Origin of the sequence: Rhizobium sp. Pop5, assembly GCF_024721175.1 — a bacterium.
In the GTDB taxonomy this organism is placed as follows: Bacteria; Pseudomonadota; Alphaproteobacteria; order Rhizobiales; family Rhizobiaceae; genus Rhizobium.
On the sequence record NZ_CP099399.1, the window covers coordinates 3,731,154 to 3,754,617 of the forward strand.

Annotated in this window: 25 protein-coding genes; 9 read left to right on the top strand and 16 right to left on the bottom strand. The window is 61.8% G+C overall.

The genetic code is table 11. The features are described from left to right. Positions 1-132: 132 nt before the first annotated feature. The 6 genes from zapE to sdhC all read right to left on the bottom strand — a co-directional run bounded on the left by zapE (position 133) and on the right by sdhC (position 5,670). Positions 133-1,296, bottom strand: a complete 1,164-nt coding sequence (gene zapE, locus NE852_RS20515) for a cell division protein ZapE (protein WP_008528032.1) — start codon at positions 1,294-1,296, stop codon at positions 133-135. A 41-nt stretch (positions 1,297-1,337) separates the two neighbouring features. Then, complete coding sequence (locus tag NE852_RS20520; RefSeq protein ID WP_008528034.1) at positions 1,338-1,853, bottom strand: protease inhibitor Inh/omp19 family protein; 516 nt, start codon at positions 1,851-1,853, stop codon at positions 1,338-1,340. A gap of 383 nt (positions 1,854-2,236) precedes the next feature. Further along, positions 2,237-3,016 (bottom strand): succinate dehydrogenase iron-sulfur subunit, encoded by a 780-nt coding sequence (locus NE852_RS20525; protein ID WP_003567268.1) that lies wholly within the window; start codon positions 3,014-3,016, stop codon positions 2,237-2,239. Between the two features lie 18 nt (positions 3,017-3,034). Continuing rightward, entirely contained in the window at positions 3,035-4,876 is a 1,842-nt protein-coding gene (sdhA, locus tag NE852_RS20530) for a succinate dehydrogenase flavoprotein subunit (RefSeq protein ID WP_008528036.1), read from the bottom strand. A gap of 7 nt (positions 4,877-4,883) precedes the next feature. Then, on the bottom strand, positions 4,884-5,264 hold the full coding sequence (gene sdhD, locus NE852_RS20535; protein ID WP_008528038.1) for a succinate dehydrogenase, hydrophobic membrane anchor protein: 381 nt from the start codon (positions 5,262-5,264) through the stop codon (positions 4,884-4,886). Positions 5,265-5,274: 10 nt separating this feature from the next. After that, the gene (sdhC, locus tag NE852_RS20540; protein ID WP_008528039.1) at positions 5,275-5,670 is read right to left on the bottom strand and encodes a succinate dehydrogenase, cytochrome b556 subunit; all 396 of its coding nucleotides are present in this window, start codon (positions 5,668-5,670) and stop codon (positions 5,275-5,277) included. Between the two features lie 315 nt (positions 5,671-5,985). Between sdhC and NE852_RS20545 the strand changes: the two genes are divergently transcribed. After that, positions 5,986-6,477 (top strand): hypothetical protein, encoded by a 492-nt coding sequence (locus tag NE852_RS20545; RefSeq protein WP_008528040.1) that lies wholly within the window; start codon positions 5,986-5,988, stop codon positions 6,475-6,477. On the opposite strand, the gene NE852_RS20550 is transcribed toward NE852_RS20545, so the two are convergent. From NE852_RS20550 to tsaD, 5 genes are read right to left on the bottom strand one after another with little or no spacing between them, the layout of a single operon-like run. Next, positions 6,474-7,121 (bottom strand): methyltransferase, encoded by a 648-nt coding sequence (locus NE852_RS20550; RefSeq protein WP_008528041.1) that lies wholly within the window; start codon positions 7,119-7,121, stop codon positions 6,474-6,476. The two genes, NE852_RS20545 and NE852_RS20550, sit on opposite strands and share 4 nt — an antisense overlap. Beyond that, positions 7,118-7,549: an EVE domain-containing protein gene (locus NE852_RS20555; RefSeq protein WP_008528042.1), complete on the bottom strand. Its 432-nt coding sequence runs from the start codon at positions 7,547-7,549 to the stop codon at positions 7,118-7,120. Before NE852_RS20555 ends, NE852_RS20550 begins: the two co-directional genes overlap by 4 nt. Positions 7,550-7,551: 2 nt before the next feature. Next, positions 7,552-7,845 carry a YciI-like protein gene (locus NE852_RS20560; RefSeq protein ID WP_008528043.1) on the bottom strand — a complete coding sequence of 98 codons (294 nt, stop codon included), beginning with the start codon at positions 7,843-7,845 and terminating at the stop codon, positions 7,552-7,554. Positions 7,846-7,855: 10 nt separating this feature from the next. Continuing rightward, positions 7,856-8,839: an NAD(P)H-dependent glycerol-3-phosphate dehydrogenase gene (locus NE852_RS20565; RefSeq protein ID WP_008528044.1), complete on the bottom strand. Its 984-nt coding sequence runs from the start codon at positions 8,837-8,839 to the stop codon at positions 7,856-7,858. Then, positions 8,836-9,933: a tRNA (adenosine(37)-N6)-threonylcarbamoyltransferase complex transferase subunit TsaD gene (tsaD, locus tag NE852_RS20570; protein ID WP_258156022.1), complete on the bottom strand. Its 1,098-nt coding sequence runs from the start codon at positions 9,931-9,933 to the stop codon at positions 8,836-8,838. Before tsaD ends, NE852_RS20565 begins: the two co-directional genes overlap by 4 nt. Positions 9,934-10,005: 72 nt before the next feature. On the opposite strand from tsaD, the gene hemC reads away from it, so the two are divergent. The 6 genes from hemC (at position 10,006) to NE852_RS20600 (ending at position 15,841) form a co-directional block, all read left to right on the top strand. Beyond that, positions 10,006-10,935, top strand: a complete 930-nt coding sequence (gene hemC / locus NE852_RS20575; RefSeq protein ID WP_008528063.1) for a hydroxymethylbilane synthase — start codon at positions 10,006-10,008, stop codon at positions 10,933-10,935. 7 nt (positions 10,936-10,942) lie between these two features. Then, positions 10,943-11,650 (top strand): uroporphyrinogen-III synthase, encoded by a 708-nt coding sequence (locus NE852_RS20580; protein ID WP_258156023.1) that lies wholly within the window; start codon positions 10,943-10,945, stop codon positions 11,648-11,650. A 68-nt stretch (positions 11,651-11,718) separates the two neighbouring features. Then, positions 11,719-12,984, top strand: a complete 1,266-nt coding sequence (locus NE852_RS20585; protein WP_205621946.1) for a COG4223 family protein — start codon at positions 11,719-11,721, stop codon at positions 12,982-12,984. 4 nt (positions 12,985-12,988) lie between these two features. Further along, positions 12,989-14,596 carry a heme biosynthesis protein HemY gene (locus tag NE852_RS20590; RefSeq protein ID WP_258156025.1) on the top strand — a complete coding sequence of 536 codons (1,608 nt, stop codon included), beginning with the start codon at positions 12,989-12,991 and terminating at the stop codon, positions 14,594-14,596. A 17-nt stretch (positions 14,597-14,613) separates the two neighbouring features. After that, entirely contained in the window at positions 14,614-15,099 is a 486-nt protein-coding gene (locus NE852_RS20595; RefSeq protein WP_008528067.1) for a TerB family tellurite resistance protein, read from the top strand. Then, on the top strand, positions 15,068-15,841 hold the full coding sequence (locus tag NE852_RS20600; RefSeq protein WP_258156026.1) for a glutamine amidotransferase: 774 nt from the start codon (positions 15,068-15,070) through the stop codon (positions 15,839-15,841). Before NE852_RS20595 ends, NE852_RS20600 begins: the two co-directional genes overlap by 32 nt. Before the next feature lie 15 nt (positions 15,842-15,856). Here NE852_RS20600 and NE852_RS20605 read toward each other — a convergent pair whose 3' ends face one another. Further along, complete coding sequence (locus tag NE852_RS20605) at positions 15,857-17,098, bottom strand: MFS transporter (protein ID WP_008528080.1); 1,242 nt, start codon at positions 17,096-17,098, stop codon at positions 15,857-15,859. Positions 17,099-17,162: 64 nt separating this feature from the next. Here NE852_RS20605 and NE852_RS20610 point away from each other — a divergent pair, with 64 nt between their 5' ends. Then, positions 17,163-17,552, top strand: a complete 390-nt coding sequence (locus NE852_RS20610) for a YggT family protein (protein WP_037171795.1) — start codon at positions 17,163-17,165, stop codon at positions 17,550-17,552. Continuing rightward, on the top strand, positions 17,549-17,860 hold the full coding sequence (locus tag NE852_RS20615; protein WP_008528084.1) for a DUF167 domain-containing protein: 312 nt from the start codon (positions 17,549-17,551) through the stop codon (positions 17,858-17,860). Before NE852_RS20610 ends, NE852_RS20615 begins: the two co-directional genes overlap by 4 nt. 4 nt (positions 17,861-17,864) lie before the next feature. On the opposite strand, the gene ppa is transcribed toward NE852_RS20615, so the two are convergent. The 4 genes from ppa to NE852_RS20635 form a co-directional block, all read right to left on the bottom strand. Continuing rightward, positions 17,865-18,401, bottom strand: a complete 537-nt coding sequence (ppa, locus tag NE852_RS20620; RefSeq protein ID WP_008528085.1) for an inorganic diphosphatase — start codon at positions 18,399-18,401, stop codon at positions 17,865-17,867. A 144-nt stretch (positions 18,402-18,545) separates the two neighbouring features. Further along, positions 18,546-19,052 (bottom strand): GNAT family N-acetyltransferase, encoded by a 507-nt coding sequence (locus NE852_RS20625; protein ID WP_008528086.1) that lies wholly within the window; start codon positions 19,050-19,052, stop codon positions 18,546-18,548. A 198-nt stretch (positions 19,053-19,250) separates the two neighbouring features. Further along, positions 19,251-21,071, bottom strand: coding sequence for a translational GTPase TypA (gene typA / locus NE852_RS20630; protein ID WP_007814503.1), 1,821 nt, complete (start codon positions 21,069-21,071; stop codon positions 19,251-19,253). Positions 21,072-21,230: 159 nt separating this feature from the next. Beyond that, positions 21,231-23,318, bottom strand: a complete 2,088-nt coding sequence (locus NE852_RS20635) for a M3 family metallopeptidase (protein WP_008528091.1) — start codon at positions 23,316-23,318, stop codon at positions 21,231-21,233. Positions 23,319-23,464: the final 146 nt, after the last annotated feature.

Consider the following 23,464-nt stretch of genomic DNA (forward strand, 5'->3'; position numbering starts at 1 on the left):
GGCACCGCCCAATGACGCAATCGCATAGACCCAAAGCCTAAAAATGGCAATCCATTAATTTTGATGCAGCGTTTTCAATCGTTTAGATACTAAAATTCTTACGTAAACGTAAGATATTATGTCATCAGATTGTTACTCGGCGGCATGCTTCTCATGGTGCAGCGCAAGATATTCCGCGGTGCGCATTTCAAATAAGCGCGAGGCGGTGCGGTCGAATTCGAAGCCCTCAGTGCCCCGGCGATTGACAAGCAATTCCTCCGGCATCGCCGCTGCGGAAACATAAAGCCGTACGGCGTGATCGTAGAGCGTATCGACCAGAATGATGAACCGCTTGATCTGGTTCCGTTTTTCCGGCCCGAGCAAAGGAACGTGATCAAGGAAGACCGTATCGAAGCGTTTGGCGATCGCGAGAAAATCGGTCGCCCCGAGCGGCTTGTCGCAAAGATCGGCGAAAGAAAACCGCGCCATGCGGTCGGCGGCGAGCGGCACATGAATCGAGCGCCCCTTCATCGGAATCTCAAGCGGCTGCGCTTTGCGTCCGTGCAGTGCCTGCGTCCAGGAGGCTTCCATCGCCATGTCGTTATGTTCGCTGATCGGCACCAGGTAGACCGGCTGGCTGTTCAGTTTCTCCATCCGGTAGTCGGTGGGGGAATCCAGCGTGACGATATCGACATGCTGCTTGAGCAGAGCGACGAAGGGCAGGAAAAGGCCGCGATTGAGACCGTCCCTATAGAGATTGTCCGGCTCGACGTTCGAGGTCGCCACCAGCACGCACCCCCGCGCGAAGAGTTCGGAGAACAGCCGCGACAGGATCATCGCATCGGCAATGTCGGTGACCGTGAACTCGTCGAAGCAAAGCAGCTCCGCTTCCTCGTAAAGCGCTGCGGCAACCGGCGGCATCGGATCGGCCTGCTTGGTCTCGCCGTTCTTGAGCTTCAACCTGTGCGCCGCGATGCGGTTGTGCACATCGGCCATGAATTCGTGGAAATGCGCCCGCCGCTTCTTCCTGCATGGCGCCATCGAGAAGAACATGTCCATCAGCATGGTCTTGCCGCGCCCGACGCTGCCGTGGATATAAAGTCCCTTGACGCCGCCCACGGCCTTCTTCTTCGAAGCGAACAGCCAGCCGAGCGCGCTCGATTTTGCCGCCGGCCGTTGCTGCTTCAGCCCGGCAAGCACCCGGTCCAGACTTTTCGCCACATCCATCTGGGCGGAATCGACCTGCAGCGCACCTGAGATCGTCAGCGACTTGAGCTGTTCGCAGACGCTGAGCGCATAATCTGGCATTGGCTGCATGAGGGCATATCCGCCTGGGATCGTTTACCGCGCCGGCTGGTTTACCGGCTGAGGCTGATCTGCTGGCCGGTGCTGGTCTGTCCCTCGAAACGGTTGTCGGCCGTCTTAAAGACGCTGCCGATCTGGTTGCCCGAGCGGTCCTTGAGCAGCACCTGCTTGCCGGCAACCTCCCAGGAGCCCATCGCCGTCAGCTCACCGACGCAGCCGCGCGTGCCTCCGCGCGAACCGCTGCCGAGATTCGTGAGCGTCAGGAACATGTCGCAGCTGCCGTTGACGCGCCAGCTTCCGACCATCGATTCCTTGGTGACGTCGAGCGCATTGGCGGCCATTGCGCCCGGCTGCGCACCCGATACCGGCGCCGTCGCTGTCGGCGCGGCCGGAAACTGCGAGCTGCCGGTCGGCGGCGGAAGTTGCCCGCCCTGCACGGAGGGAACCGGCTGCGCCGTCAGCGGCGTCGGCACCGAATTTGGGCTGGAGTTGTAATTGTATGCCGTCCGATCACAACCGGCTAGCGCGAGAGTCACCACCAGACCGGTCATCGCATATCGCAACTGCATCATCATACTCCTGAATTCGGCTATCGCCGCAAAGAAACGGGCGTGAGACAAGTCCGATTATCGTAATTCGCTTTGGTTAATCAAGTCAGGCGACATAAATTGCCCGCGACAACCACTAACCGAAAAACGATACAGTTCAACTGTCTCGTTGCAGAACTTCCTGCACATAGAATTTGTCAGCAAGGTGTTGCGCGCGTCCATCTCTGTCAGGATCCCAGTCAAAGTCTCGTGTCGTCTTGGAATAGTATGTGAACGACTTTGCAGGAGGGATAGCAGCGGCTCGACGCGAATACCCTGCTCGCGCACCGAGGCGCGCCGCGGCCTGATTTCTTTGACGGCTTCGGGATCGAAGCCGCCTATTCCGCCATCGTCTTGCGGGTGGATCAGACCCGGCGTTCGACCATCATCTTCTTGATTTCTGCGATCGCCTTAGCAGGGTTGAGGCCCTTCGGGCAGGTCTGCGCGCAGTTCATGATCGTGTGGCAGCGATAGAGGCGGAACGGATCCTCGAGATTGTCGAGGCGTTCGCCGGTCGCTTCGTCTCTGGAATCGATCAGCCAGCGATAGGCCTGCAGCAAGACGGCCGGGCCGAGGTAGCGGTCGCCGTTCCACCAGTAGCTCGGACAGGAAGTCGAGCAGCAGGCGCAGAGAATGCATTCATAGAGACCGTCGAGCTTCTGGCGATCCTCGTGGCTCTGCTTCCATTCCTTGGCCGGCGCCGGCGACACCGTCTTCAGCCACGGCTCGATCGAACGATGCTGGGCATAGAAGTTGGTGAGATCGGGAACTAGATCCTTGACGACAGGCAGATGCGGCAGCGGATAGATCTTCACCGCACCCTTGATATCGTCGAGGCCCTTGGTGCAGGCAAGCGTGTTCGTGCCGTCGATGTTCATCGCGCAGGAGCCGCAGATACCTTCGCGACAGGAGCGGCGCAGCGTCAGCGTCGGATCGATCTTGTTCTTGATGTAGAGCAAGCCGTCGAGCACCATCGGGCCGCAATCATCGACATCGATGTAGAAAGTGTCGATCGACGGGTTCTGACCATCGTCAGGGCTCCAGCGGTAGACGCGGAACTCACGGGTGTTCTTGGCACCCGCCGGCTTCGGCCAGACCTTGCCTTCGCGCATCTGAGAATTCTTGGGGAGGGCGAGTTCAACCATGCCAGGTTCCTCTTGAGATCAGTAGACGCGGGCTTTGGGCTCGATCTTGTGCGGATCGATGCCTTCGGCAATCAAGTCGGTATGAACAGGCCGGTATTCCAGTTTCACGTCGCCTGCCTCGTTCACCCAGGCAAGCGTGTGCTTGCGCCAGTTGACGTCGTCGCGGCCGCCGAAGGGGCCGGAGGTGAAGTCTTCGCGGGCATGCGAGCCGCGGCTTTCCTTGCGGGCCTCGGCACCGTAGATCGTCGTGATGGCATTGGCCATCAGGTTCTGTAGCTCCAGCGTCTCGACCAGGTCCGAGTTCCAGACCATCGAACGGTCGGTGACCTTGATGTCGCGCATTTCCTGCCAGATCGCCGAAATGCGCCGGCAACCGGATTCCAGCGATTCCTGCGTGCGGAAGACGGCCGCGTCTTCCTGCATGGCACGCTGCATTTTTTCGCGCAGTACCGCCGTCGGCGTGCCCCCGCTGGCATGACGCAGACCGTCGAAACGATCCATGATCTTGTCGCAGGCGGCAACGTTCAACGCCGGAACCGGCGCTGCGCGGTCGATGACTTCGCCTGCGCGGATCGCAGCGGCGCGGCCGAAGACGACAAGGTCGATCAGCGAGTTCGAGCCGAGACGGTTGGCACCGTGCACCGAGGCGCAGCCGGCTTCACCGACCGCCATCAGGCCCGGGATGATCCGTTCCGGATTGGCGCTGTCGGCGTTCAGCACTTCGCCCCAATAGTTGGTGGGAATGCCGCCCATATTGTAGTGGACGGTCGGCAGGACCGGGATCGGCTCGCGGGTGACGTCGACGCCGGCAAAGATCTTGGCGCTCTCGGAAATGCCCGGCAGCCGCTCGTGCAGCACGGCCGGGTCGAGATGGTCGAGATGCAGGAAGATGTGATCCTTGTTCTTGCCGACGCCGCGGCCTTCGCGGATTTCAAGCGTCATGCAGCGCGAGACGACATCGCGCGAGGCGAGGTCCTTGGCCGAAGGCGCATAGCGCTCCATAAAGCGCTCGCCTTCGGCATTGACGAGATAGCCGCCCTCGCCGCGTGCGCCCTCGGTGATCAGACATCCCGAACCGTAGATGCCTGTGGGGTGGAACTGCACGAACTCCATGTCCTGCAACGGCAGGCCGGCGCGCGCCACCATGCCGCCGCCGTCGCCGGTGCAGGTATGGGCCGAGGTCGCGGAGAAATAGGCGCGGCCGTAGCCGCCGGTCGCCAGCACCACCATCTTGGCGGCGAAGCGATGGATCGAGCCGTCATCAAGACACCAGGCGACGACGCCGGTGCAGCGGCTGCCGTCTTCCGACATGATCAGGTCGAGGGCGAAATATTCGACGAAGAATTCGGCGTTGTTGCGAAGCGATTGGCCGTAGAGCGTGTGCAGGATCGCGTGGCCGGTGCGGTCGGCGACGGCGCAGGTACGCTGCACCGGCGGGCCTTCGCCATAATTCTGCATATGGCCGCCGAACGGTCGCTGGTAGATCTTGCCTTCCTCGTTGCGCGAGAACGGCACGCCGTAATGCTCGAGCTCATAGACGGCCTTCGGCGCTTCCATGGCGAGATATTGCATGGCGTCGACGTCGCCGAGCCAGTCCGAGCCCTTGACGGTGTCGTAGAGGTGCCATTGCCAGCTGTCGGGCGTCATATTCTGCAGCGAAGCGGCAATGCCGCCCTGGGCTGCGACCGTATGCGAGCGGGTCGGGAAAACCTTGGTGATGCAGGCCGTGCGGAAACCCTGCTCGGCCATGCCGAGCGTGGCGCGCAGTCCGGCGCCGCCGGCGCCGACGACGATCACGTCATAGGAATGATCGACATATTTGTAGGCCTTGCCATTCTGGGCGGGGGAGGTCGGTGCCATGTCGAGCTTATCCTACGAATGCGATTTTCAGAATGGCGAAGAGACAGAGGCCGGCGATCAGGATCGCAAAGAACGTGTTCAGCATCAGCAGGGCGATCTTGCCGAACTCGCCGTGCGCGTAATCCTCGATGATGGCCTGCATGCCGAGCTTCATGTGGATCACGCCTGATATCACCATCAGCCCCATGACGACGGCGACGAAGGGGTTCGACAGTGCGCGAACCACATCAGCATAGGGCGCGCCCGCATAGGTGATCATGAAGATGACGAAGAAGAGGATGAGCGGAATGTTGGCGACGGCCGTCAGCCGCTGGCGCCAGAAATGATCCGTGCCATCCTTGGCGGAGCCGAGCCCGCGAACCTTGCCGAGGGGGGTGCGCATATCCATGAGACGACCTTCAGAAGCGAATGAGGAAGCCGATCACCCAGACCAGAACGGTCAGACAGAGCGAACCGACGATATTGGCGATGGCGAGCTTGGTCGAAAATTCCTTCTCGAAGCCGTGGCCAAGGTCCCACATCAGATGACGGAAACCGCCGAGCATATGGTGCAGCAATGCCCAGGTATAGCCGAGGAGCACAAGCTTGCCGATAAGGCTGCCGAACACCCAGTTGGCCCAATCATAGGAACCCTGGCCGCTTGCCGCCGCGATCAGCCACCAGGCGACCAGCAGCGTGCCCACATACAGCGCGCCGCCGGTGATGCGGTGGACGATGGACATGACCATGGTGGGAATAGGTTTGTAAATTTGCAAATGCGGCGACAGGGGCCGATTATTTGTCACGTTCGCCATCAGAACCTCGCGGCGGCTTCTCTGCGCTCCCGGATTTCGGAGCATGCTCAGTCAACCACACGAATGACAAAATTCTCTGTGTGCGTTGCATCAATTGCGACGTTTACTCACCGGAAAGGCAGACGACAAGCACAATCGCTGTCTGCATTTAATTTAATCGATTCGGATTACCGGGAAGTTTGCGGGCCAACCAAACTGGCCTTTTGCGCTCAATATTTATGCCGATCGTCCCGCGCGAATGGACAAGCTGCCGCTTTTGGCGCAATCTGCCGTTAACGATTTGTTAACGATCGGAATTCCGAAGGCCGGTATCCCATGTTTCGCAGTCTGTCTGCAGTCACCCTGCTTGCTCTCGCAGCACTTGCCGCGCTCCCCGCGTCTGCAGGCGAGCGCGGCTATGATCATCGCTTTCCCGGCCATCGCCACGGTTTCCACAACGGGTTGCTTCTCGGCGAGCGCTTGAGCTGGCGCAACCGCGGCCTGCGCTTCGACAACATTTACAGTCACCGAGGCAGGAACAGGATGCCGATGCTGACGCAGTTTTCGTCGCCGGCAACAAATCGCGTCGCCTACAGCAATCTGGTCTTCCTCGCACCCCAGGCCTCGGGTTGGGATGGCGGCGGAACCTATTCCGGCTCCTCCTACGTCTATCAGGTCGATGGCGGAACCTATGTCGGCGGCAATGGCTACGGCTACTATCCCGAAGCGCGGCCCGAGCCGATGGCGCCGAAGGCGAAGGTCATCGACGTCGCCGTCCAGGACGACCCTTGCACTTACGAAGCCAATGTCTGCGTCATCCGGCCCTAGAAGCCGAAGCGCCAGACCGTCGTTTTCTTGATTTCGCTATCCTCCAGCGCCCGCGTCACCGGCACCTGGTAGACCGCGCGGAATTCCAGCCGTTCCCGAGGCAGGTAGCTCCGCCCGGGATCGCCGACGAGAATAGTTTTGCCCTCCGCCGAAAGCCGCGCAAACCACGGAACGAGCGCATCGGCGAAAGCGCGGTCGTAGAAGACATCGCCGGCAAGCACGATATCCGTATCGACATCCCGTCCGATGAGATCGGCGCCGGTAAATCCGAGCGAAACGCTGTTGATCCCGGCATTCAGCCGGATCGCCGTTTCCGCCCAGGGATCGATATCGGCTGCCGTCACCTCGCGGGCACCGGCCATGACAGCTGCAATGCCGACAAGGCCGGAACCGCTGGCGAAATCCAGCACGCGTTTGCCGCGCACCGTTTCCGGATGATCGAGAATATAGCGCGCCAGCCCCTGCCCACCCGCCCAGGCGAAAGCCCAGAAGGGCGGCGGCAGACTAATCGCTTCCAGCTCCTCTTCCGTCTTCAGCCAGAGCTCATGCGCCTCGCTTGCCAGATGCAGCGAAATCTCCGGCACGTGCGGCGGCGCCATCAGGCTGGCATTGGCGCGGATGAAGGCTTCGGGATCGGTTTTCAACGCGGCGGATTGTCCAGCCCGCCCATGCGGCAGACTTCAGCCCATTCTTCCTCCGTCACCGGCTGCACCGAAAGCCGCATTGAGGTGACGAGCGACATCTTGGCAAGCTTCTCGCTCGCCTTGACGTCCTTCAGCGTCACCGGCTTCGGAATATCCATGACGGCGCGGATATCAACGCAATCCCACTTCGGGTCGCCCTTGGCGGTGGAATCGGGATGCGACAGCGCGCAGACCTCGACGATACCGACGATCTCCAACCCGTCATTGGAGTGGTAGAAGAAGCCCTTGTCGCCGATCTGCATCGCCCGCATGTTGTTGCGCGCCAGATAGTTGCGCACGCCGGTCCATTCCGTACCCTTTTCGCCGGCGGCCTTCTGCTGCTCCCACGACCAGGAAGCGGGCTCGGACTTATAGAGCCAATGCGCCATGTTTACGCCTCCGGCTTGTTGAATACCCAGTTGAAGGCCTTTACCTCGACGCTTTCGAACAATCCGGCCTTGGCATAGGGATCAGCATCGGCAAGCGCACGCGCGGCCTCTTTCGATTCCGCTTCGACGACGATCAGGCTGCCGCAGGCCTTGCCCTCGTCATCGAGAAACGGCCCGGCAATCTTCAGCGTGCCCTCGGCATTCAGCCCGTTGAGATAATCGAGATGCGTCGGCCGCGTCTCCATGCGCACATTCAGATGCTCAGGCTTGTCCTTGCAGAGAAGGGCGAAAAGCATGTCTGTTCTCCTATTCGGTGGTGATTGGTCGCGTCATCAGCTGCTCGATGGCATCCGATATGTCGAGGCTGCCGTCGATGATCGCGGAAACGGCCTCGGTGATCGGCATGCTGATCGCAAGCTCCGCCGCCAGCCGCGAGGCAACAGAGGCGGCGAGCGCGCCTTCCACCAATGCGCCCTGGAGCGGATCGACCTTTTCGCCGCGTCCGAGCGCGATGCCGAAACGCAGGTTTCGCGATTGGTGGCTCGTTCCCGTTAACACCAGATCGCCGAGGCCGGAAAGCCCGCGCACCGTATCCGCTTTCCCGCCCTTGGCGACGACGAAACGCGACATTTCCGCAAGCCCGCGCGCGATCAGCGCCGCACGCGCGGAATCGCCGATGCCCCCGCCTTCGACGATGCCGCAGGCGATTGCCAGCACGTTCTTGAGAGCGCCGCCGAGCTGCACGCCGATACGGTCGTCGGAGGCGTAGAGCCGGAAGGTCCGGCCTGATATCGCCTGGGCGAGCCGCTCCGCGGTCTCCATATCAGCCGCCGCGATCGCCATCGCCGTCGGCAGGCCTTTGGCGATATCGGCGGCAAAACCCGGACCGGAAAGCACGGCAACCGGATGGTCCGGCAGTTCCCGCTCCAGCATATCCGTCAAAAGATTGCCCGTCGCCCGCTCGATGCCTTTGGCGCAGGTGACGACGACGGCATCTCTGGAGAGATAGGGGCCGTATTGGCGCGCCGCATCGGCCTGCGCCTGCGACGGCATGGCAAAGAGCACGATCGAAGCGGCGGTGATCGCGTCCGCCTCGGCGGAAAATTTTAGCGATTCCGGCAGCGGAATACCAGGCAGCACCGCATCATGCAGCCGCTCGGCTTTCAGATCCGCAATCAGCGACGGATCGCGCCCGACGAGGGTCACCGCACTTCGTCCGGCAAGAGCGATAACGGCGGCGAGCGCGGTCCCGAAAGCGCCCGATCCAACGACGGCGATGTTTTCGCTCATGCCTTGGCTCCTCTCTTTCCGAAACCGATCAGCGTTTGCGCCTTGGAATCGAGCGGCCAGCGCGAGCGTGGCTGCACGTCGAGCGTGTCAGGCTGAACGCCCGTCGCCATCCGCTCCAACCCCGCCCAGGCGATCATCACCGCATTGTCCGTGCAGAGGCTGAGCGGCGGCGCGATGAAGCGGAAACCGTTCTTGTCGCAGAGCGCCTGCAGCGTGCCACGCAGTTCGAGATTGGCGGCGACACCGCCGGCAACGACGAGCGCCGGCTTATCGTCGGTCACAGGAAATTCCGTTTTGAACCGCTGCAGCCCACGGCCGATACGGTCCTTCAGCGTGCGCGAGATCGCCTTCTGGAACGAGGCGCAGATATCGGCAACATCCTGATCGCTGAGCGGCGCGATCTCCTGTGCGGCCTGCCGCACCGCCGTTTTCAGGCCGGAGAAGGAAAAGTCGAGCCGCGCCTCGCCGACGAGCGGCCGCGGGAAATCGAAACGGTCGGGGTTGCCGCCCCGCGCCATCCGCTCCACGGCCGGGCCGCCGGGGTATGGCAGGCCGAGCAGCTTTGCCGTCTTGTCGAAGGCCTCGCCGAGCGCATCGTCGATCGTCGTGCCCCAGCGCTCATATTCTCCAACGCCGCGCACCAGGATGAGCTGGGTATGGCCGCCCGAAACGAGCAGCATCAAATAGGGAAAGGTAAGCCCATCCGTCAGCCGCGCCGTCAGCGCATGGCCTTCGAGATGGTTGACCGCGTAAAGTGGCTTGCCGGCGGCTCTGGCAATCGCCTTGCCGGTCATCAACCCGACGAGGAGCCCGCCGATCAGCCCCGGCCCCGAAGTGGCGGCGATAGCGTCGACATCATCAAGCGACACATTGGCGCGCGTCAGCGCCTCCTCGATCAGCTCGTCCAGCGCCTCGACATGGGCGCGCGCGGCGATCTCCGGCACCACGCCACCATAGGCGCTATGCTCGTCGAGCTGGGAAAGCACCACGTCGGACAGCACCTTGGCATGCCCCTCCGCATCGCGCTCGACGACGGCCGCGGCGGTCTCGTCGCAGCTTGTTTCGATGCCGAGAATGCGCAGAAAGGGAACCATGAAGCCTGTTCGTTGATTGCGATGGTACGGAAACCCGTTTACGAGAACTCCGGTAACAACGGAACAGAGCTGATGCAAACAAAACCTTTCCGGATCGGCACGCGAGGCAGCCCGCTGGCGCTTGCCCAGGCGCATGAGGCGCGCGACAGGCTGATGGCGGCGCACAATCTGCCCGAGGAAATGTTCGAAATCGTCGTGCTGACGACCAAGGGCGACCGCATCACCGACCGGTCGCTCGCCGAGATCGGCGGCAAAGGCCTCTTCACAGAGGAACTCGAACAGCGGCTTACATCCGGCGAGCTGGATTTCGCCGTGCACTCCACCAAGGACATGCCGACGAACCTGCCCGATGGGCTTTATCTCTCCGCTTATCTGCCGCGCGAAGACATCCGCGACGCCGTCATCGGCCGTACCGCGCCCAAGCTGATCGACCTGCCGCATGGTGCGACCGTCGGCTCCTCGTCGCTGCGCCGCCAGGCACTGATCCGCCGCATGCGGCCGGATATCAACGTCATTACTTTCCGCGGCGCGGTCGAAACACGCCTGCGCAAACTCGAAGAGGGCCAGGTGGACGCAACCCTGCTGGCGCTTGCCGGCCTGAAGCGCCTCGGCAAGGTCGAGGTGATTACCGATATCCTCGATCCCGACACTTTCCCGCCGGCACCGGCCCAGGGGGCGATCTGCATCGAAAGCCGTATCGGAGACACGGGGATTGATGATCTTCTGGCCCCGATCAACGACGCGCCAACCTATGACACCGTTTCCTGCGAACGCGCCTTCCTCGCCGCTCTCGACGGCTCCTGCCGTACACCGATTGGGGGTTACGCCGTCTGCGAAGGCGATCTGATCCGGTTTTCCGGCCTCATCATCACCCCTGACGGCCGCAGCCAGCATGCGGTGACGACCGACGGCCACCGTCGCGATGCGGCAGCCCTCGGCACCCGCGCGGGCCAGGACGTGCGCGCAAGGGCCGGCAGCGCCTTCTTCGACGACTGGCGCTGAGGCAGCGATGCGCGTGCTCGTCACCCGCCCCGCGCATTCGGCGACAAGAACCGCACAACGTCTGCGCGATATGGGCCACGAGCCCCTGCTCATGCCCCTGCGCCGGCCGCTGCACGATAGCGCCGAAGCCGCCCGCGCGCTGGCAGCCACCAGCGGTCCGATCGCCGTAACCAGCGCCGAAGCGATCCGGGTCGTTGCCGCCCTCTGCGACGAACTTCGCCCCTATCTCGGCCGCCCACTTTTTGCGGTCGGCGAGGCGACGGCGAAGGAAGCGGAGAGCATCGGCTTCCGATCCATCTCCTCATCCTTGGGCAACGGCGGCGACCTCGCCGATCTCGTCGCGGCCCAGGGAGCGGACGGGTTGCTCTACCTTGCCGGCCTGCCGCGGGCCGAAACATTCGAAGCAAGATTGCGCGAACTCGGCATCCGCTTCTCGGTCGCCGAATGTTATCGCATGCAGCCGGTCGCGCCCGCCCCGGCCGAAATCGAAGCGCTTTTCTCGGACGGCTGGCCTGACACCATCCTCTTATATTCCAGGCAGACGGCCGACGATTTCTTTCACCTGCCGGATCTCCGGGCGACCCTATCGGAACGGGGCGAAATCCGCATTCTCTGCCTCAGCGAGGCGGTGGCGCAAGCCGTTCCGGCGGCCCTGAAAAAAAATGTAACGATCTCACCGATGCCGGATGAGAAAAGTCTTTTGTCGCTGCTTTGAATGCTCTGGCCGCCCAAATTTGATCTAACCTCTTCCCTTAATTGGCATCACTGTCTAGTTTCGTTGCAATGCAGGATAAAGAGGACCTCATGGTATCGGGAAACCCGCCACGCCATTCCAAGAGCGCCGACGAACCGGTCACGATCGACCTCGATTCACAGGATTTCGCCTCTGCAGCCGATACCCAAAAGCCGGTAACTCATGAGGCCGGCGACGACGACAGCACCGACACCGATGTCGCGGCGCCCTCCGGAACGGACGCCGCATCGCATGCAGAGCCTGAAAGCGAGTCTGCGGAAGACAGGCTGGAAGAGCCGGCAGCCCCTGAGCCTTGCTTCACGCCTCCTCCTGAACAATCCGCGCCGCGCGGCGCCGGCACATCGGGTCTCATCGCCGCCGGCATCTTCGGCGGTCTCGTTGCCCTGATCGGCGCGGGCGCGATTCAATATGCCGGTTACCTTCCGGGTTCCTCCTCACAACAGCGGTCCTCGCCTGAGATCGCCGACCTTTCCGGCGAGATCGACGGGCTGAAACAGACCGTCGCCAACCTTGCCGCCAAGCCGGCGAGCGGCGGCGATGCCGCGCTTGAAAAGCGTATCGCCGCGCTGGAGGCATCTGCAGGCGCTGCCGCATCAGGCGCACCGGCCGATTCGGCAAATGTCGAGGCGCTCAACCAGAAGATTGCGGAGCTGAGTGGCCAGGTCGATCAGCTGCGCTCTACGCTCGCCCAGTCCTCCGAGCAGCAGACGACCAGCGACACAGATATCGCCAAGCGCCTCGCCGAAGCCGAAAAGAAACTCAACGAACCGCGCGAGGACGTCGCCGTCGCCAAGGCGATCGCGGCAGCCGCCCTCAAGGCAGCGATCGATCGCGGCGGCCCCTTCCTTGCCGAACTCGATACTTTCGCCGGCGTCGCGCCCGACGATCCGGCTGTCGCCGACCTGCGCTCCTTTGCCGAAACCGGCATTCCCTCGCGAGCCGAGCTGGTGCGCGAGGTTCCCGACGTTGCGACTGCGATCGTCGAAGCCGTCAACCAGCCGGACCCGAACCAGAGCTGGTCGGACCGACTGATGGCAAGCGCGAAATCGCTGGTAACGGTCCGTCCCGTCGGCAATATCGAGGGCGAGAGCGTCGAAGCGATTGCTGCGCGCATGGAGGACAAGGTGAAGAACGGCGATCTGCCCGGCGCTTCCTCCGAATGGAACAATCTGCCCGCTCCCGGCAAGCAGGCGTCATCAGCCTTCAAGCAGTCGCTGGAGGCGCGCATTCGCGTCGAGGAACTGGTCGGTGGGGCGCTGTCGAAAGCGGTCACCGGCACCGGCAAGGAGGGGTGAGACCATGATCAGGCTTGTCGTCTTCGCCGTCCTCGTCCTGCTTCTCGCCTATGGCTTCTCCTGGTTTGCCGATCGTCCCGGCGACCTGTCGCTGATCTGGGAAGGCCAGATCTATCAGACAAAGCTGATCGTCGCGGTGAGCGCGATCATCGCTCTTATCGCCGCCGTGATGATCGCCTGGTGGTTCGTCCGGCTGATCTGGACCTCGCCGCATTCGGTGACCCGCTATTTCCGCGCCCGCAAGCGCGATCGCGGCTACCAGGCGCTGTCGACTGGCCTGATTGCCGCCGGCGCCGGCAATGCCTTGCTCGCCCGCAAGATGGCCGCCCGCTCGCGCGGCCTCATTCGCGCCGATCAGGAGCCTTTGATCAACCTGCTCGAGGCCCAGGCCGCCCTGATCGAAGGGCGCCATGACGAGGCGCGCGCCAAATTCGAGGCCATGGCCAATGATCCCGAGACGCGCGAACTCGGTCTGCGCGGCCTCTATCTGGAAGCCCGCCGCCTCGGGGCCAACGAAGCCGCCCGTCAATATGCCGAAAAGGCTGCTGACAATGCGCCTTACCTGCCTTGGGCCGCGCAAGCGACGCTCGAATATCGCAGCCAGGCCGGCCGCTGGGACGATGCCATCCGCCTGCTCGAACAGCAGAAGGCTGCCCGCGTCGTCGAAAAGGCCGAAGCCAACCGCCTGCACGCCGTCCTCCTGACCGCGCGCGCCGGCGAAAAACTGGAGGGCGACCCGGCCGGTGCTCGCGACGATGCCTTGCAGGCGCTGAAGCTGGCCGCCGATTTCATTCCGGCCGCCCTCATTGCCGCAAAGGCTCTCTTCCGCGAAGGCGGCCTGCGCAAGGCCGCCTCGATCCTCGAACAGGCTTGGAAAGCGGAACCTCATCCCGAAATCGGCCGCGTCTATGTCAGGGCCCGCAGCGGCGATTCCACGCTTGACCGGCTGAAGCGCGCCGAGCGACTGGAAGGAATGCGTCCGAACAACGTCGAATCCCTTCTCGTCGTCGCACAGGCAGCACTGGATGCGCAGGAATTCGCCAAGGCCCGCGCCAAGGCGGAGGCCGCGGCTCGCATCGAGCCGCGCGAGGCCGCCTTCCTGCTGCTTGCCGACATCGAGGAAGCCGAAACCGGCGACCAGGGCCGTGTGCGCCATTGGCTCGCCCAGGCGCTCAAGGCGCCGCGCGATCCGGCCTGGGTGGCGGATGGTTTCGTATCGGACAAATGGCTGCCGGTATCACCCGTGACCGGCCGCCTCGACGCCTTCGAATGGAAGGCGCCCTTCGGCCAGATCGAAGGTCCGGTCGAAGAGGGTTCACAGCCGGCCTCGATCGAAACCGCCCTGAAAACGCTGCCGCCGCTGCGCGATGTCAGGCCCGAAAGCCCGGTCAACGATCATCGCATCATCGAACTCGAACGCGCGGCGACCATTGCCGAGGCCGTGCGCCCGGCGCCAGCACCGGCGCCGGCAAAATCAAAACCTGAACCCGTGAGTGATCGGGCGCCCGCAGCAAACGAGGGAAGGCCTTTCTTCGGCGGACTCCCTGATGATCCCGGCGTTCGCGATCCCAGGGCGGAACCGGGACCCAAGACGCGGCTCCGCCTTTTCTGAAATGGAATGAAAACTGCATGTTCGAACGCTTTCAGGCATTCTTCCAGAAGCTTACCGCCGATCACTCCCGGAAAGCTTTCGCCCCGGATGATCCGCGCATCGCGGTGGCGGCGCTCTGCATGCAGGTCATGGAGGCCGACGGCCAGATCAAGGCCAGCGAAAAGAAGCGGCTGCGCAAACTCTTAAAGGAGCAATATGCGCTCGACGGCAAACAGCTCGATGCCCTGATAGCCGCAGGCCTCGAGGCAGAAAGCTCCGCGGTCGATTATTATCGGTTCACCTCCGACCTGAAACGCCATCTCAATACCGAGCAGCGGCTCGAGCTGATCGGCATCCTCTGGGACATCGTCTATGCCGATGGTGAGCGCAGCGAAATGGAAGACCACGTGATCTGGCGCATCGCCGACCTGCTCGGCGTTTCCTCACGCGAGCGCATCCAGAAACGGCAGGAGGCAGCCGCCAGGGTCACCGATGTCCAGGTTGTGCAAGATGACAGCGACTGAGCACGAACTAAACCGCGACAGGCGCCCGATCCTCATCGTCCTGCACCAGGAGCGGTCGAGCCCCGGCCGTGTCGGCCAGTTGCTCGTCGAAAAGGGCTACCACCTGGATATCCGTCGACCGGTTCTTGGCGAACCGCTTCCGACGACGCTCGAAGATCATGCCGGCGCCGTCGTTTTCGGCGGGCCGATGAGCGCCAACGATCCCGATGACTTCATCAAGAAGGAGATCGACTGGATCGAAATTCCACTCCGGGAGAAACGCCCCTATCTCGGCATCTGCCTCGGCGCGCAGATGCTGGTCCATCATCTCGGCGGCAAGGTGCAGTCGAATGCCGACGGGTCGACGGAAATCGGCTGGTATCCGTTACGGCCGACGGAACGTGGTCGCCTGCTGATGCACTGGCCGAAGATGGTCTATCACTTCCATCGGGAAGGCTTCGAGCTGCCGCACGGCGCCGATCTGCTGGCCGAAGGCGATACCTATCCGAACCAGGCCTTCCGCTATGACGGCAACGCATGGGGCCTGCAATTCCATGCCGAACTCACTCGGGCGATGATGCATCGTTGGGTCGTGCACGGCGCCCACCGCTTCATTCTGCCGAACGCCCAGCAGGGCCGCGAACATCTCGAAGGCCGCATGCTGTTCGACGCGCCGTTGAAAGCCTGGCTGACCGAATTCCTCGACATCGTCTTCGAAGGCAAGACGGCGAAGGCGGCCTCCCCGGTTACCCTTCCCGCATAGGTCTGTCAGCGGCCGTCACGCTTGTGCGCTGGGCGCATCGAGCGTATCGATTGCGCGCAGTTTCGGGAAACTTGAGGCCCAGATCGCCGCGACCACCAGCGTTCCGATCCCGCCGATGACGACCGCGGGTACCGCGCCGAAGATCGATGCCATCGTACCCGCCCTGAATTCCCCGAGCTCGTTCGAAGCGCCGACGAAGACCATGTTGACCGCGTTGACACGGCCGCGTAGCTCGTCCGGCGTCCAGAGTGCGATCAGGCTCTCGCGCACATAGACCGACACCATGTCGGCTGCTCCCATCAAGGCGAGTGCCGCAATCGAGACCTCGGTATTGGTCGAGACACCGAAGATAATGGTCCCGACGCCGAACAGCGCGACGCCGATGAACATGTAGAGGCCTGCGCGGTGCTTCAGCGGATAGGCAGCGAGGAAGATCGCCATGACGATCGCTCCAAGCCCTGGCGCGGCACGCAGCAATCCGAGCCCCCAGGGGCCGAGCGTCAGGATGTCGCGGGCGAAGATCGGCATCAGGGCGGTCGCGCCGCCGAGCAACACGGCGAAGAGATCGAGCGAGATCGCGCCGAGCACCACCCTTTCCGCGCGGATGAAACTGAAGCCGCCGAGGATCATCGCCCAGCTCTTGGTCTCACCCGTCGTCTTCTGTTCCGGCTTCGGGATCATGTAGAGAAGAGCCGCGCCGAGGACGGAAAAGATCACTGCCACCGTATAGGCCGTCGCCGCGCTGATGCCGTAGAGCAGACCGCCGAGCACCGGTCCGGTGATCGCGGCGAGCTGCCAGGACGACGAATTCCAGGCGATCGCATTGGAAAGAGCGTGCTCCGGCACGAGATTGGGTGCGAGAGACTGCACCGCCGGCGACATGAATGCCCGTTCGATGCCGAAGATCAGAAGCACCGCAAAAACAGGCCACGGCGCGAAGGTGCCCGTCGCCGTCATAACAAGCAGCGCCAGCGTGCAGAGCGCGCTCACCAGCGAGCAGAGTGCCGCGATTGCCCGGCGATTATGCCGATCGGCCACCGAGCCGGTGACGAGGATGAGCAGCAGCGACGGCAAGAACTGCACCAGGCCGATCAGGCCGAGATAGATCGCCTTGCCCGTCTGATCGTACATCTGCCAGCCGACGGCGACGCTGACGATCTGCTGAGAGAAGGACAGCAGGAAACGCGCGAAGAAGAAGCGGGTGTAGGACGAATGCCGGAACGCGGCAAATCGGTCTCCGGTGGGCGAAAACGACATGACTGTTTTCCGAGAAGACGGGCGCGGAATTGCCTGCGAAGCCGCCCGTTAAACATGATTTACCATGCGTTTCCACACGGCTCTTGCTCGTTTAATCGCCAATGTCTACATATCTGTCAACAACGAACTGGAGACGGTAATGGCAGGAATTTTTCAAGCCATATTTATAATCATCCACATGGCTTTGAACATTTATTGGTACGTGATCATTGCCAGCGCCATTTTCTCGTGGCTTTACGCATTCAACGTCATCAATTCGCACAACCAGTTTGTGAACCAGCTGGGTATGTTCTTCTACAACGCGACCGAGCCTGCGCTCCGGCCGATACGCCGCTTTATGCCCAATCTGGGCGGCATCGACATCTCGCCGATCATCCTGCTGCTGATCATCGCCTTCATACAGTTGATCCTCAACAATCCGATCGAGCCTTTCATCTTCTCGCTGGTCTCTTGAACCCTCCCTGGAGGTCTTTCGGCGATCACCTGCGCCTTGCCGTTCGGCTGACACCGAATGGCGGGCGTGATGCGATCGACGATATCGAAGCGGATGGCAAGGGCGAGACCCATCTGAAGGCGCGCGTCACATCAGTGCCGGAGAAGGGCAAGGCCAATAAGGCTCTAATCGTCCTGATATCGAAATGTCTCGGCATTCCCAAATCTTCCATCAGCCTTATTTCCGGCGAGACGGCACGCAAAAAAATCCTCCGGATCGACGGCGACCCGGAGGATTTGGCAAGAAAGCTCGAAGCGTTTCTCAGCTGAACGGTCAGGCCTTCGCCTTCTTGGCGCGCTCGACGGCTTCGAGGATGAGCTGGCCGGCTTCCTTGGAATCGCCCCAGCCGAAGATCTTCACCCACTTGCCGGGTTCCAGATCCTTGTAGTGCTCGAAGAAATGCTCGATCTGCTTCAGTGTGATTTCCGGAAGATCGGTGTAATCCTTCACCTTCTCATAGCGCAGCGTCAGCTTCGGCGACGGCACGGCGATGATCTTCTCGTCCTTGCCGGAATTATCTTCCATCTTCAGGACGCCGATCGGGCGCACATTGATGACGCAGCCCGGAACGAGCGGGCGAGTGCTCGCAATCAGAACGTCTATCGGATCGCCGTCTTCCGACAGCGTATGCGGCACGAAACCGTAATTGCCGGGATACGTCATCGGCGTATAGAGGAAACGATCGACCACCAGCGTACCGGCTTCCTTGTCCATCTCGTACTTGATCGGATGACCGCCGACCGGAACCTCGACGATAACGTTGACGTCTTCAGGGGGATTCTTACCGATGGAAACGGCGTCAATGCGCATAGGAAACTCCTGCGGGGTTAGATTACTCGCAGCCAGATAATCAGTTTCATGTCGCGACGCAACATTTGAGATCACCAATGCGTGATGGCACCGGTACAATGACGTCACAACGAACAGGTGATAGGCGACTACCGGCCGAACCGGTCAGTTCCAGATGAAACCGATCTTCTTCAACTGCCTATGGTCGAAGTTCTCCATGCCTTCACAGAAATCGATGCCGCCGTGACTGCGGTAAAACCGGCTGGCGGTCTCGTTTTCCTCGAGGCACCAGACGACCAGTCCGTTGCAGCCGAGCGACTTTAGGAGACGGCGCGCCTCGCCGAACAGCATCCTGCCGAGCCCGATGCCCTGATATTCAGGGCGAAGGTAGAGTTCGTAGATTTCGCCTTCCTGCGGCAGGGCGCGGGCGCGGTTCAGGCCAAGCGTCGCGTAGCCGGCGACTGTTCCCGCAACGTCGAGTACCAGCAGCGTCGCAGGTCCGCGCGTCGCCTTGCGCCACCAGTTTTCGCCACGCCGCTCGATCATCTGCGTCAGCGCGCGGTGCGGAATGATGCCTGCATAGGTGTGCTGCCAGGCGAGCCTGTGCGTTTCCGAAATGGCTCGGGCATCGTGCGGCTCAGCCCGCCGGACATCGATCGACAACGTCTTCATAACGTTTACTCTGGTCCTGCCAGGGACAATTAACCATATGCAATGACGCATTCCGGTCGATTGCCCACAGACTTAACATGTGGACGACGATCAAAATTTAACGCTTTTTTAACGATTGTCACAAGCTGGAATCGACGCAGCGCACAATAAAAAACCCCGGCACGAAGGCCGGGGTTTCAAACGGATATCTTGAGGTTTTTAGAGAGCAGCCTTCGACTTTTCGAAGCGCTTGCGGTCGTTGGCGTCAAGATACATCTTGCGCAGGCGAATATTCTTCGGCGTCACTTCCATCAGTTCGTCGTCCTGGATCCAGGAGAGCGCACGATCAAGCGTCATGCGAATCGGCGGCGTCAGCTTCACCGCTTCGTCCTTGCCGGCGGCGCGGATGTTGGTGAGCTGCTTGCCCTTCAGGACGTTCACTTCAAGGTCGTTGTCGCGCGAATGGATGCCGATGATCATGCCGGCATAGACCTTTTCGCCCGGCTCGATGATCATCGGGCCGCGATCTTCCAGGTTGAACATCGCATAGGCGACGGCTTCGCCGGAAGCATTGGCGAGCAGCACGCCATTGACGCGGCCACCGATCACACCCTTGTAGGGCTGGTAGTCGTGGAACAGGCGGTTCATGATCGCCGTGCCACGCGTATCCGTCAGCAGCTCCGACTGGTAACCGATCAGGCCCCGGGTCGGAGCGTAGAAACGCAGGCGAAGACGATTGCCGCCCGACGGACGCAGCTCGACCATTTCGGCCTTGCGCTCAGACATCTTCTGCACGACGACACCGGAATGTTCTTCGTCGACGTCGACGACGACTTCCTCGATCGGCTCCAGAAGCTGGCCGCTTTCATCCTTGTGCATGACGACGCGCGGACGCGACACGGCAAGCTCGAAGCCTTCGCGACGCATGGTTTCGATGAGAACGGCGAGCTGAAGTTCGCCGCGGCCGGAGACGTAGAACGAATCCTTGCCTTCGGCTTCTTCGATCTTCAGGGCGACGTTGCCCTCAGCTTCCTTGAAGAGACGGTCGCGGATGACACGGCTCGTCACCTTGTCGCCTTCGGTGCCCGCCAGCGGGCTGTCGTTGACGATAAAGGACATGGTGACCGTCGGCGGATCGATCGGCTGCGCTTTCATGGCCTCCGAGACGGCCGGATCGCAGAAGGTATCGGCGACGGTCCCCTTGGAGAGGCCGGCGATCGCGACGATGTCGCCCGCATGTGCTTCTTCGATCGCCGTGCGCTCGATGCCGCGGAAGGCGAGGATCTTGGAGATGCGGCCGGTTTCGATCAGCTTGCCATCCTGGCCGAGAACCTTGACGGCCTGGTTCGGCTTGATCGAGCCCGATGCGATGCGGCCGGTGATGATACGGCCGAGGAAGGGATTGGCTTCGAGGATCGTACCGATCATACGGAACGGGCCTTCTTCGACGGTCGGCTCCGGAACATGCTTGAGCACCAGGTCGAGAAGCGGTGCAAGACCCTGATCCTTCGGGCCTTCCGGATTGACGTTCATCCAGCCGTCACGGCCGGAACCGTAGAGGATCGGGAAGTCGAGCTGCTCGTCGGTCGCGTCGAGATTTGCAAAAAGGTCGAAGACTTCGTTGATGACTTCTTCGTGGCGGCCGTCCGGACGGTCGATCTTGTTGATCGCGACGATCGGACGAAGGCCGACCTTCAGAGCCTTGCCGACCACGAACTTGGTCTGCGGCATCGGACCTTCGGAGGCATCGACGAGAACGATCGCGCCATCCACCATCGACAGAATACGCTCGACTTCACCGCCGAAGTCGGCGTGGCCGGGGGTGTCGACGATGTTGATACGGACACCCTTCCATTCCACCGAGGTCGCCTTGGCGAGAATGGTAATGCCGCGTTCCTTTTCGAGGTCGTTCGAGTCCATCACGCGTTCCGCAACGCGCTGGTTCTCGCGGAACGAACCGGACTGTTTCAGGAGCTCGTCAACGAGGGTCGTTTTGCCATGGTCAACGTGCGCGATGATCGCGATGTTGCGAAGTGCCATATGTCATAATCTCTGAGGCTGGGGCGCTACGCCAAGTGGACGCGCCATTTACGTTTGGCGCGCTCATACCGGTTTTTTCGCGATTGCGAAAGGGGGTGGCACGCGAAAGCTGCGGCATGGTTGCCACCATACCGCTTTGCTCCGTGTCATCAAACTGTCTTAAGCGTCGCTGCCTGTCAATTCCTCGAAGGTCGCAAGCCCCTTCTTCACCAGCATCGCATCCGGGCTCGGCAGCTTGCCGCGGAAGCCCTTGTAGGCGTCCTCGGGATCGACGGAACCGCCGCTGGAATAGATGTTTTCCTTGAGTTTCTTTGCCATCTCGCCGTTGAAGGCGTCTCCGGTCTCCTCGAAAGCGGCGAAGGCATCGGCATCGAGCACCTCCGACCACATGTAAGAGTAATAGCCGGCCGAATAGCCGCCGGAGAAAATATGCTGGAAGTGCGGTGTGGCATGGCGCATGACGATCGATTTCGGCATGCCGATCTCGGCCAGCACCTCGGCCTGCACCGCCATCGGATCCTCGACGGTGTCACGCGTGTGAAACGCCATATCTACCAACGCCGAGGAAGTGAATTCGACGGTATTGAAGCCGGCGTTGAAGGTGCGGGCTGCCAGCACCTTGTCGAGCAGAACCTGCGGCATCGGCTCGCCGGTTTCGAAGTGCACGGCATATTGCTTGAGGATGGCAGGAACCGTGAGCCAGTGCTCGTAGAGCTGCGAGGGCAGCTCCACGAAATCGCGCGAAACGCCGGTGCCGGACACTGAGGGGTAGGTGACATCGGAAAGCATGCCGTGCAGCGCGTGGCCGAATTCGTGGAACAGCGTGCGGGCATCGTCGAGCGACAGCAGCGCCGGCTTGCCTTCAGCGGGCTTCGCGAAATTGCAGACATTGTAGATGATCGGCAATTCGCCGTGGCGCCCATTCTTGAGCTCCAGCTTGTGCTGCGATTGCAGCGAACTCATCCAGGCGCCGGAGCGTTTCGAACTGCGGGCGAAATAGTCGCCGAGGAAAAGGGCGACCAACCTGTTGTCGCGATCCCTGATTTCGAAGACCCTGACATCCGGGTGATAGGCCGGCACGTCCTTCTTCTCGACCGCGCGAATGCCGAACAGCCGGCCGGCCACGTCGAAGCAGGCGTCGATGATCTTCTCCAGCTGCAGATAGGGCTTGAGCTCGGCCTCGGAGAAATCGAACTTCCGCGCCCGGATCTTTTCGGCGTAGTGCCGCCAGTCCCAAGGCATCACCTCGTGGTTCCGGCCTTCCTCGGTGATCAGCGCCGCGATGTCGATCTCTTCCTCGCCGGCGCGTTTCACTGCCCGTGCCCAGACGGCCTTGAGCAGGTCGTTCACCGCATCGGCCGTCTTGGCCATCGTGTTGTCGAGCTTCAGTTCGGCGAAATTGCCGTAGCCGAGCAGCCTCGCCACCTCATGGCGTAGCGCCAGCGTTTCCTTGATGACGGCACGGTTGTCCGTCTCCCCGTCGTTTGCACCACGCGCCGCCCACGCCTTGAAAGCCTGTTCGCGCAGGTCCCGGCGTTCCGAAAAGGTGAGGAACGGCTCGATGATCGAGCGCGACAGCGTCACCGCATATTTGCCCTCTTCGCCGCGTTCGCGCGCCGCCGCCGCCATTGCGTCGCGCAGAAATTCCGGCAGCCCGTCGAGTTCGGCGCCCTCGGTAAGCGTGAGTGCCCAGGCCGTCTCGTCGGCCAGCACGTTCTGGCCAAACTGCGTGCCGAGCCCGGCCAGCTTTTCGTTGATCGCGGCAAGCTGTTCCTGCTCGGCCTTCTCGAGCTTGGCGCCCGACTTGACGAAGCCTTTCCAGTGGCGTTCCAACACGCGCGTCTGTTCGAGCGTCAGGCCGAGGCTCTCGCGTTTCTCCCAGAGCGTATCTATGCGGGAGAAAAGCGCGGCGTTCATGCCGATCTTCGAATAGTGGCGCGACATCTTCGGCGAGATCTCCCGCTCCAGCGCCTGGATGACATCGTTGGTATGGGCACCCGCTCTGTTCCAGAACAGCGCCGAGACCCGCGACAGCGCATCGCCCGCGATCTCCAGCGCCACGACCGTATTCTCGAATGTCGGCGCATCGCCGTTTCCGGCGATCTCGTCGATCTCCCTTTCATGCTCGGCCAGCGCCGCCTCGAAGGCGGCGGCAAAATCGCCGTCGTTCAAGGCATCGAAACGCGGCAGGCCGTGAAGGCCATCCCAGTTGACGACAGCCGGATTGAAATCATGGGAAGAGGGCATCGGAGAATCCTTTTTGGCATGCGAACGGACGGTCAATATAGGAGAGCGGCCGCGGAATTGGTATGTCGCCGGCAAGCCCTTTTGCCTCGTCCGCGAAACTGATGGGCGCGGCTAAATCCGGTGGACAGGCCGAAAATCTGGTGGAC

Coding starts and splice junctions, on each gene's coding strand:
- NE852_RS20590 (WP_258156025.1), top strand. CDS start 12,989: ATGATCAGGCTTGTCGTCTTCGCCGTCCTCGTCCTGCTTCTCGCCTAT.
- NE852_RS20580 (WP_258156023.1), top strand. CDS start 10,943: ATGCGCGTGCTCGTCACCCGCCCCGCGCATTCGGCGACAAGAACCGCA.
- NE852_RS20635 (WP_008528091.1), bottom strand. CDS start 23,318: ATGCCCTCTTCCCATGATTTCAATCCGGCTGTCGTCAACTGGGATGGC.
- hemC (WP_008528063.1), top strand. CDS start 10,006: ATGCAAACAAAACCTTTCCGGATCGGCACGCGAGGCAGCCCGCTGGCG.
- NE852_RS20565 (WP_008528044.1), bottom strand. CDS start 8,839: ATGAGCGAAAACATCGCCGTCGTTGGATCGGGCGCTTTCGGGACCGCG.
- sdhD (WP_008528038.1), bottom strand. CDS start 5,264: ATGGATATGCGCACCCCCCTCGGCAAGGTTCGCGGGCTCGGCTCCGCC.
- NE852_RS20560 (WP_008528043.1), bottom strand. CDS start 7,845: ATGCTTTTCGCCCTTCTCTGCAAGGACAAGCCTGAGCATCTGAATGTG.
- sdhC (WP_008528039.1), bottom strand. CDS start 5,670: ATGGCGAACGTGACAAATAATCGGCCCCTGTCGCCGCATTTGCAAATT.
- NE852_RS20610 (WP_037171795.1), top strand. CDS start 17,163: ATGCGTTTCCACACGGCTCTTGCTCGTTTAATCGCCAATGTCTACATA.
- tsaD (WP_258156022.1), bottom strand. CDS start 9,933: ATGGTTCCCTTTCTGCGCATTCTCGGCATCGAAACAAGCTGCGACGAG.
- NE852_RS20625 (WP_008528086.1), bottom strand. CDS start 19,052: ATGAAGACGTTGTCGATCGATGTCCGGCGGGCTGAGCCGCACGATGCC.
- NE852_RS20525 (WP_003567268.1), bottom strand. CDS start 3,016: ATGGTTGAACTCGCCCTCCCCAAGAATTCTCAGATGCGCGAAGGCAAG.
- NE852_RS20545 (WP_008528040.1), top strand. CDS start 5,986: ATGTTTCGCAGTCTGTCTGCAGTCACCCTGCTTGCTCTCGCAGCACTT.
- zapE (WP_008528032.1), bottom strand. CDS start 1,296: ATGCAGCCAATGCCAGATTATGCGCTCAGCGTCTGCGAACAGCTCAAG.
- NE852_RS20605 (WP_008528080.1), bottom strand. CDS start 17,098: ATGTCGTTTTCGCCCACCGGAGACCGATTTGCCGCGTTCCGGCATTCG.
- typA (WP_007814503.1), bottom strand. CDS start 21,071: ATGGCACTTCGCAACATCGCGATCATCGCGCACGTTGACCATGGCAAA.
- NE852_RS20585 (WP_205621946.1), top strand. CDS start 11,719: ATGCAGGATAAAGAGGACCTCATGGTATCGGGAAACCCGCCACGCCAT.
- NE852_RS20600 (WP_258156026.1), top strand. CDS start 15,068: ATGTCCAGGTTGTGCAAGATGACAGCGACTGAGCACGAACTAAACCGC.
- sdhA (WP_008528036.1), bottom strand. CDS start 4,876: ATGGCACCGACCTCCCCCGCCCAGAATGGCAAGGCCTACAAATATGTC.
- ppa (WP_008528085.1), bottom strand. CDS start 18,401: ATGCGCATTGACGCCGTTTCCATCGGTAAGAATCCCCCTGAAGACGTC.
- NE852_RS20520 (WP_008528034.1), bottom strand. CDS start 1,853: ATGCAGTTGCGATATGCGATGACCGGTCTGGTGGTGACTCTCGCGCTA.
- NE852_RS20595 (WP_008528067.1), top strand. CDS start 14,614: ATGTTCGAACGCTTTCAGGCATTCTTCCAGAAGCTTACCGCCGATCAC.
- NE852_RS20555 (WP_008528042.1), bottom strand. CDS start 7,549: ATGGCGCATTGGCTCTATAAGTCCGAGCCCGCTTCCTGGTCGTGGGAG.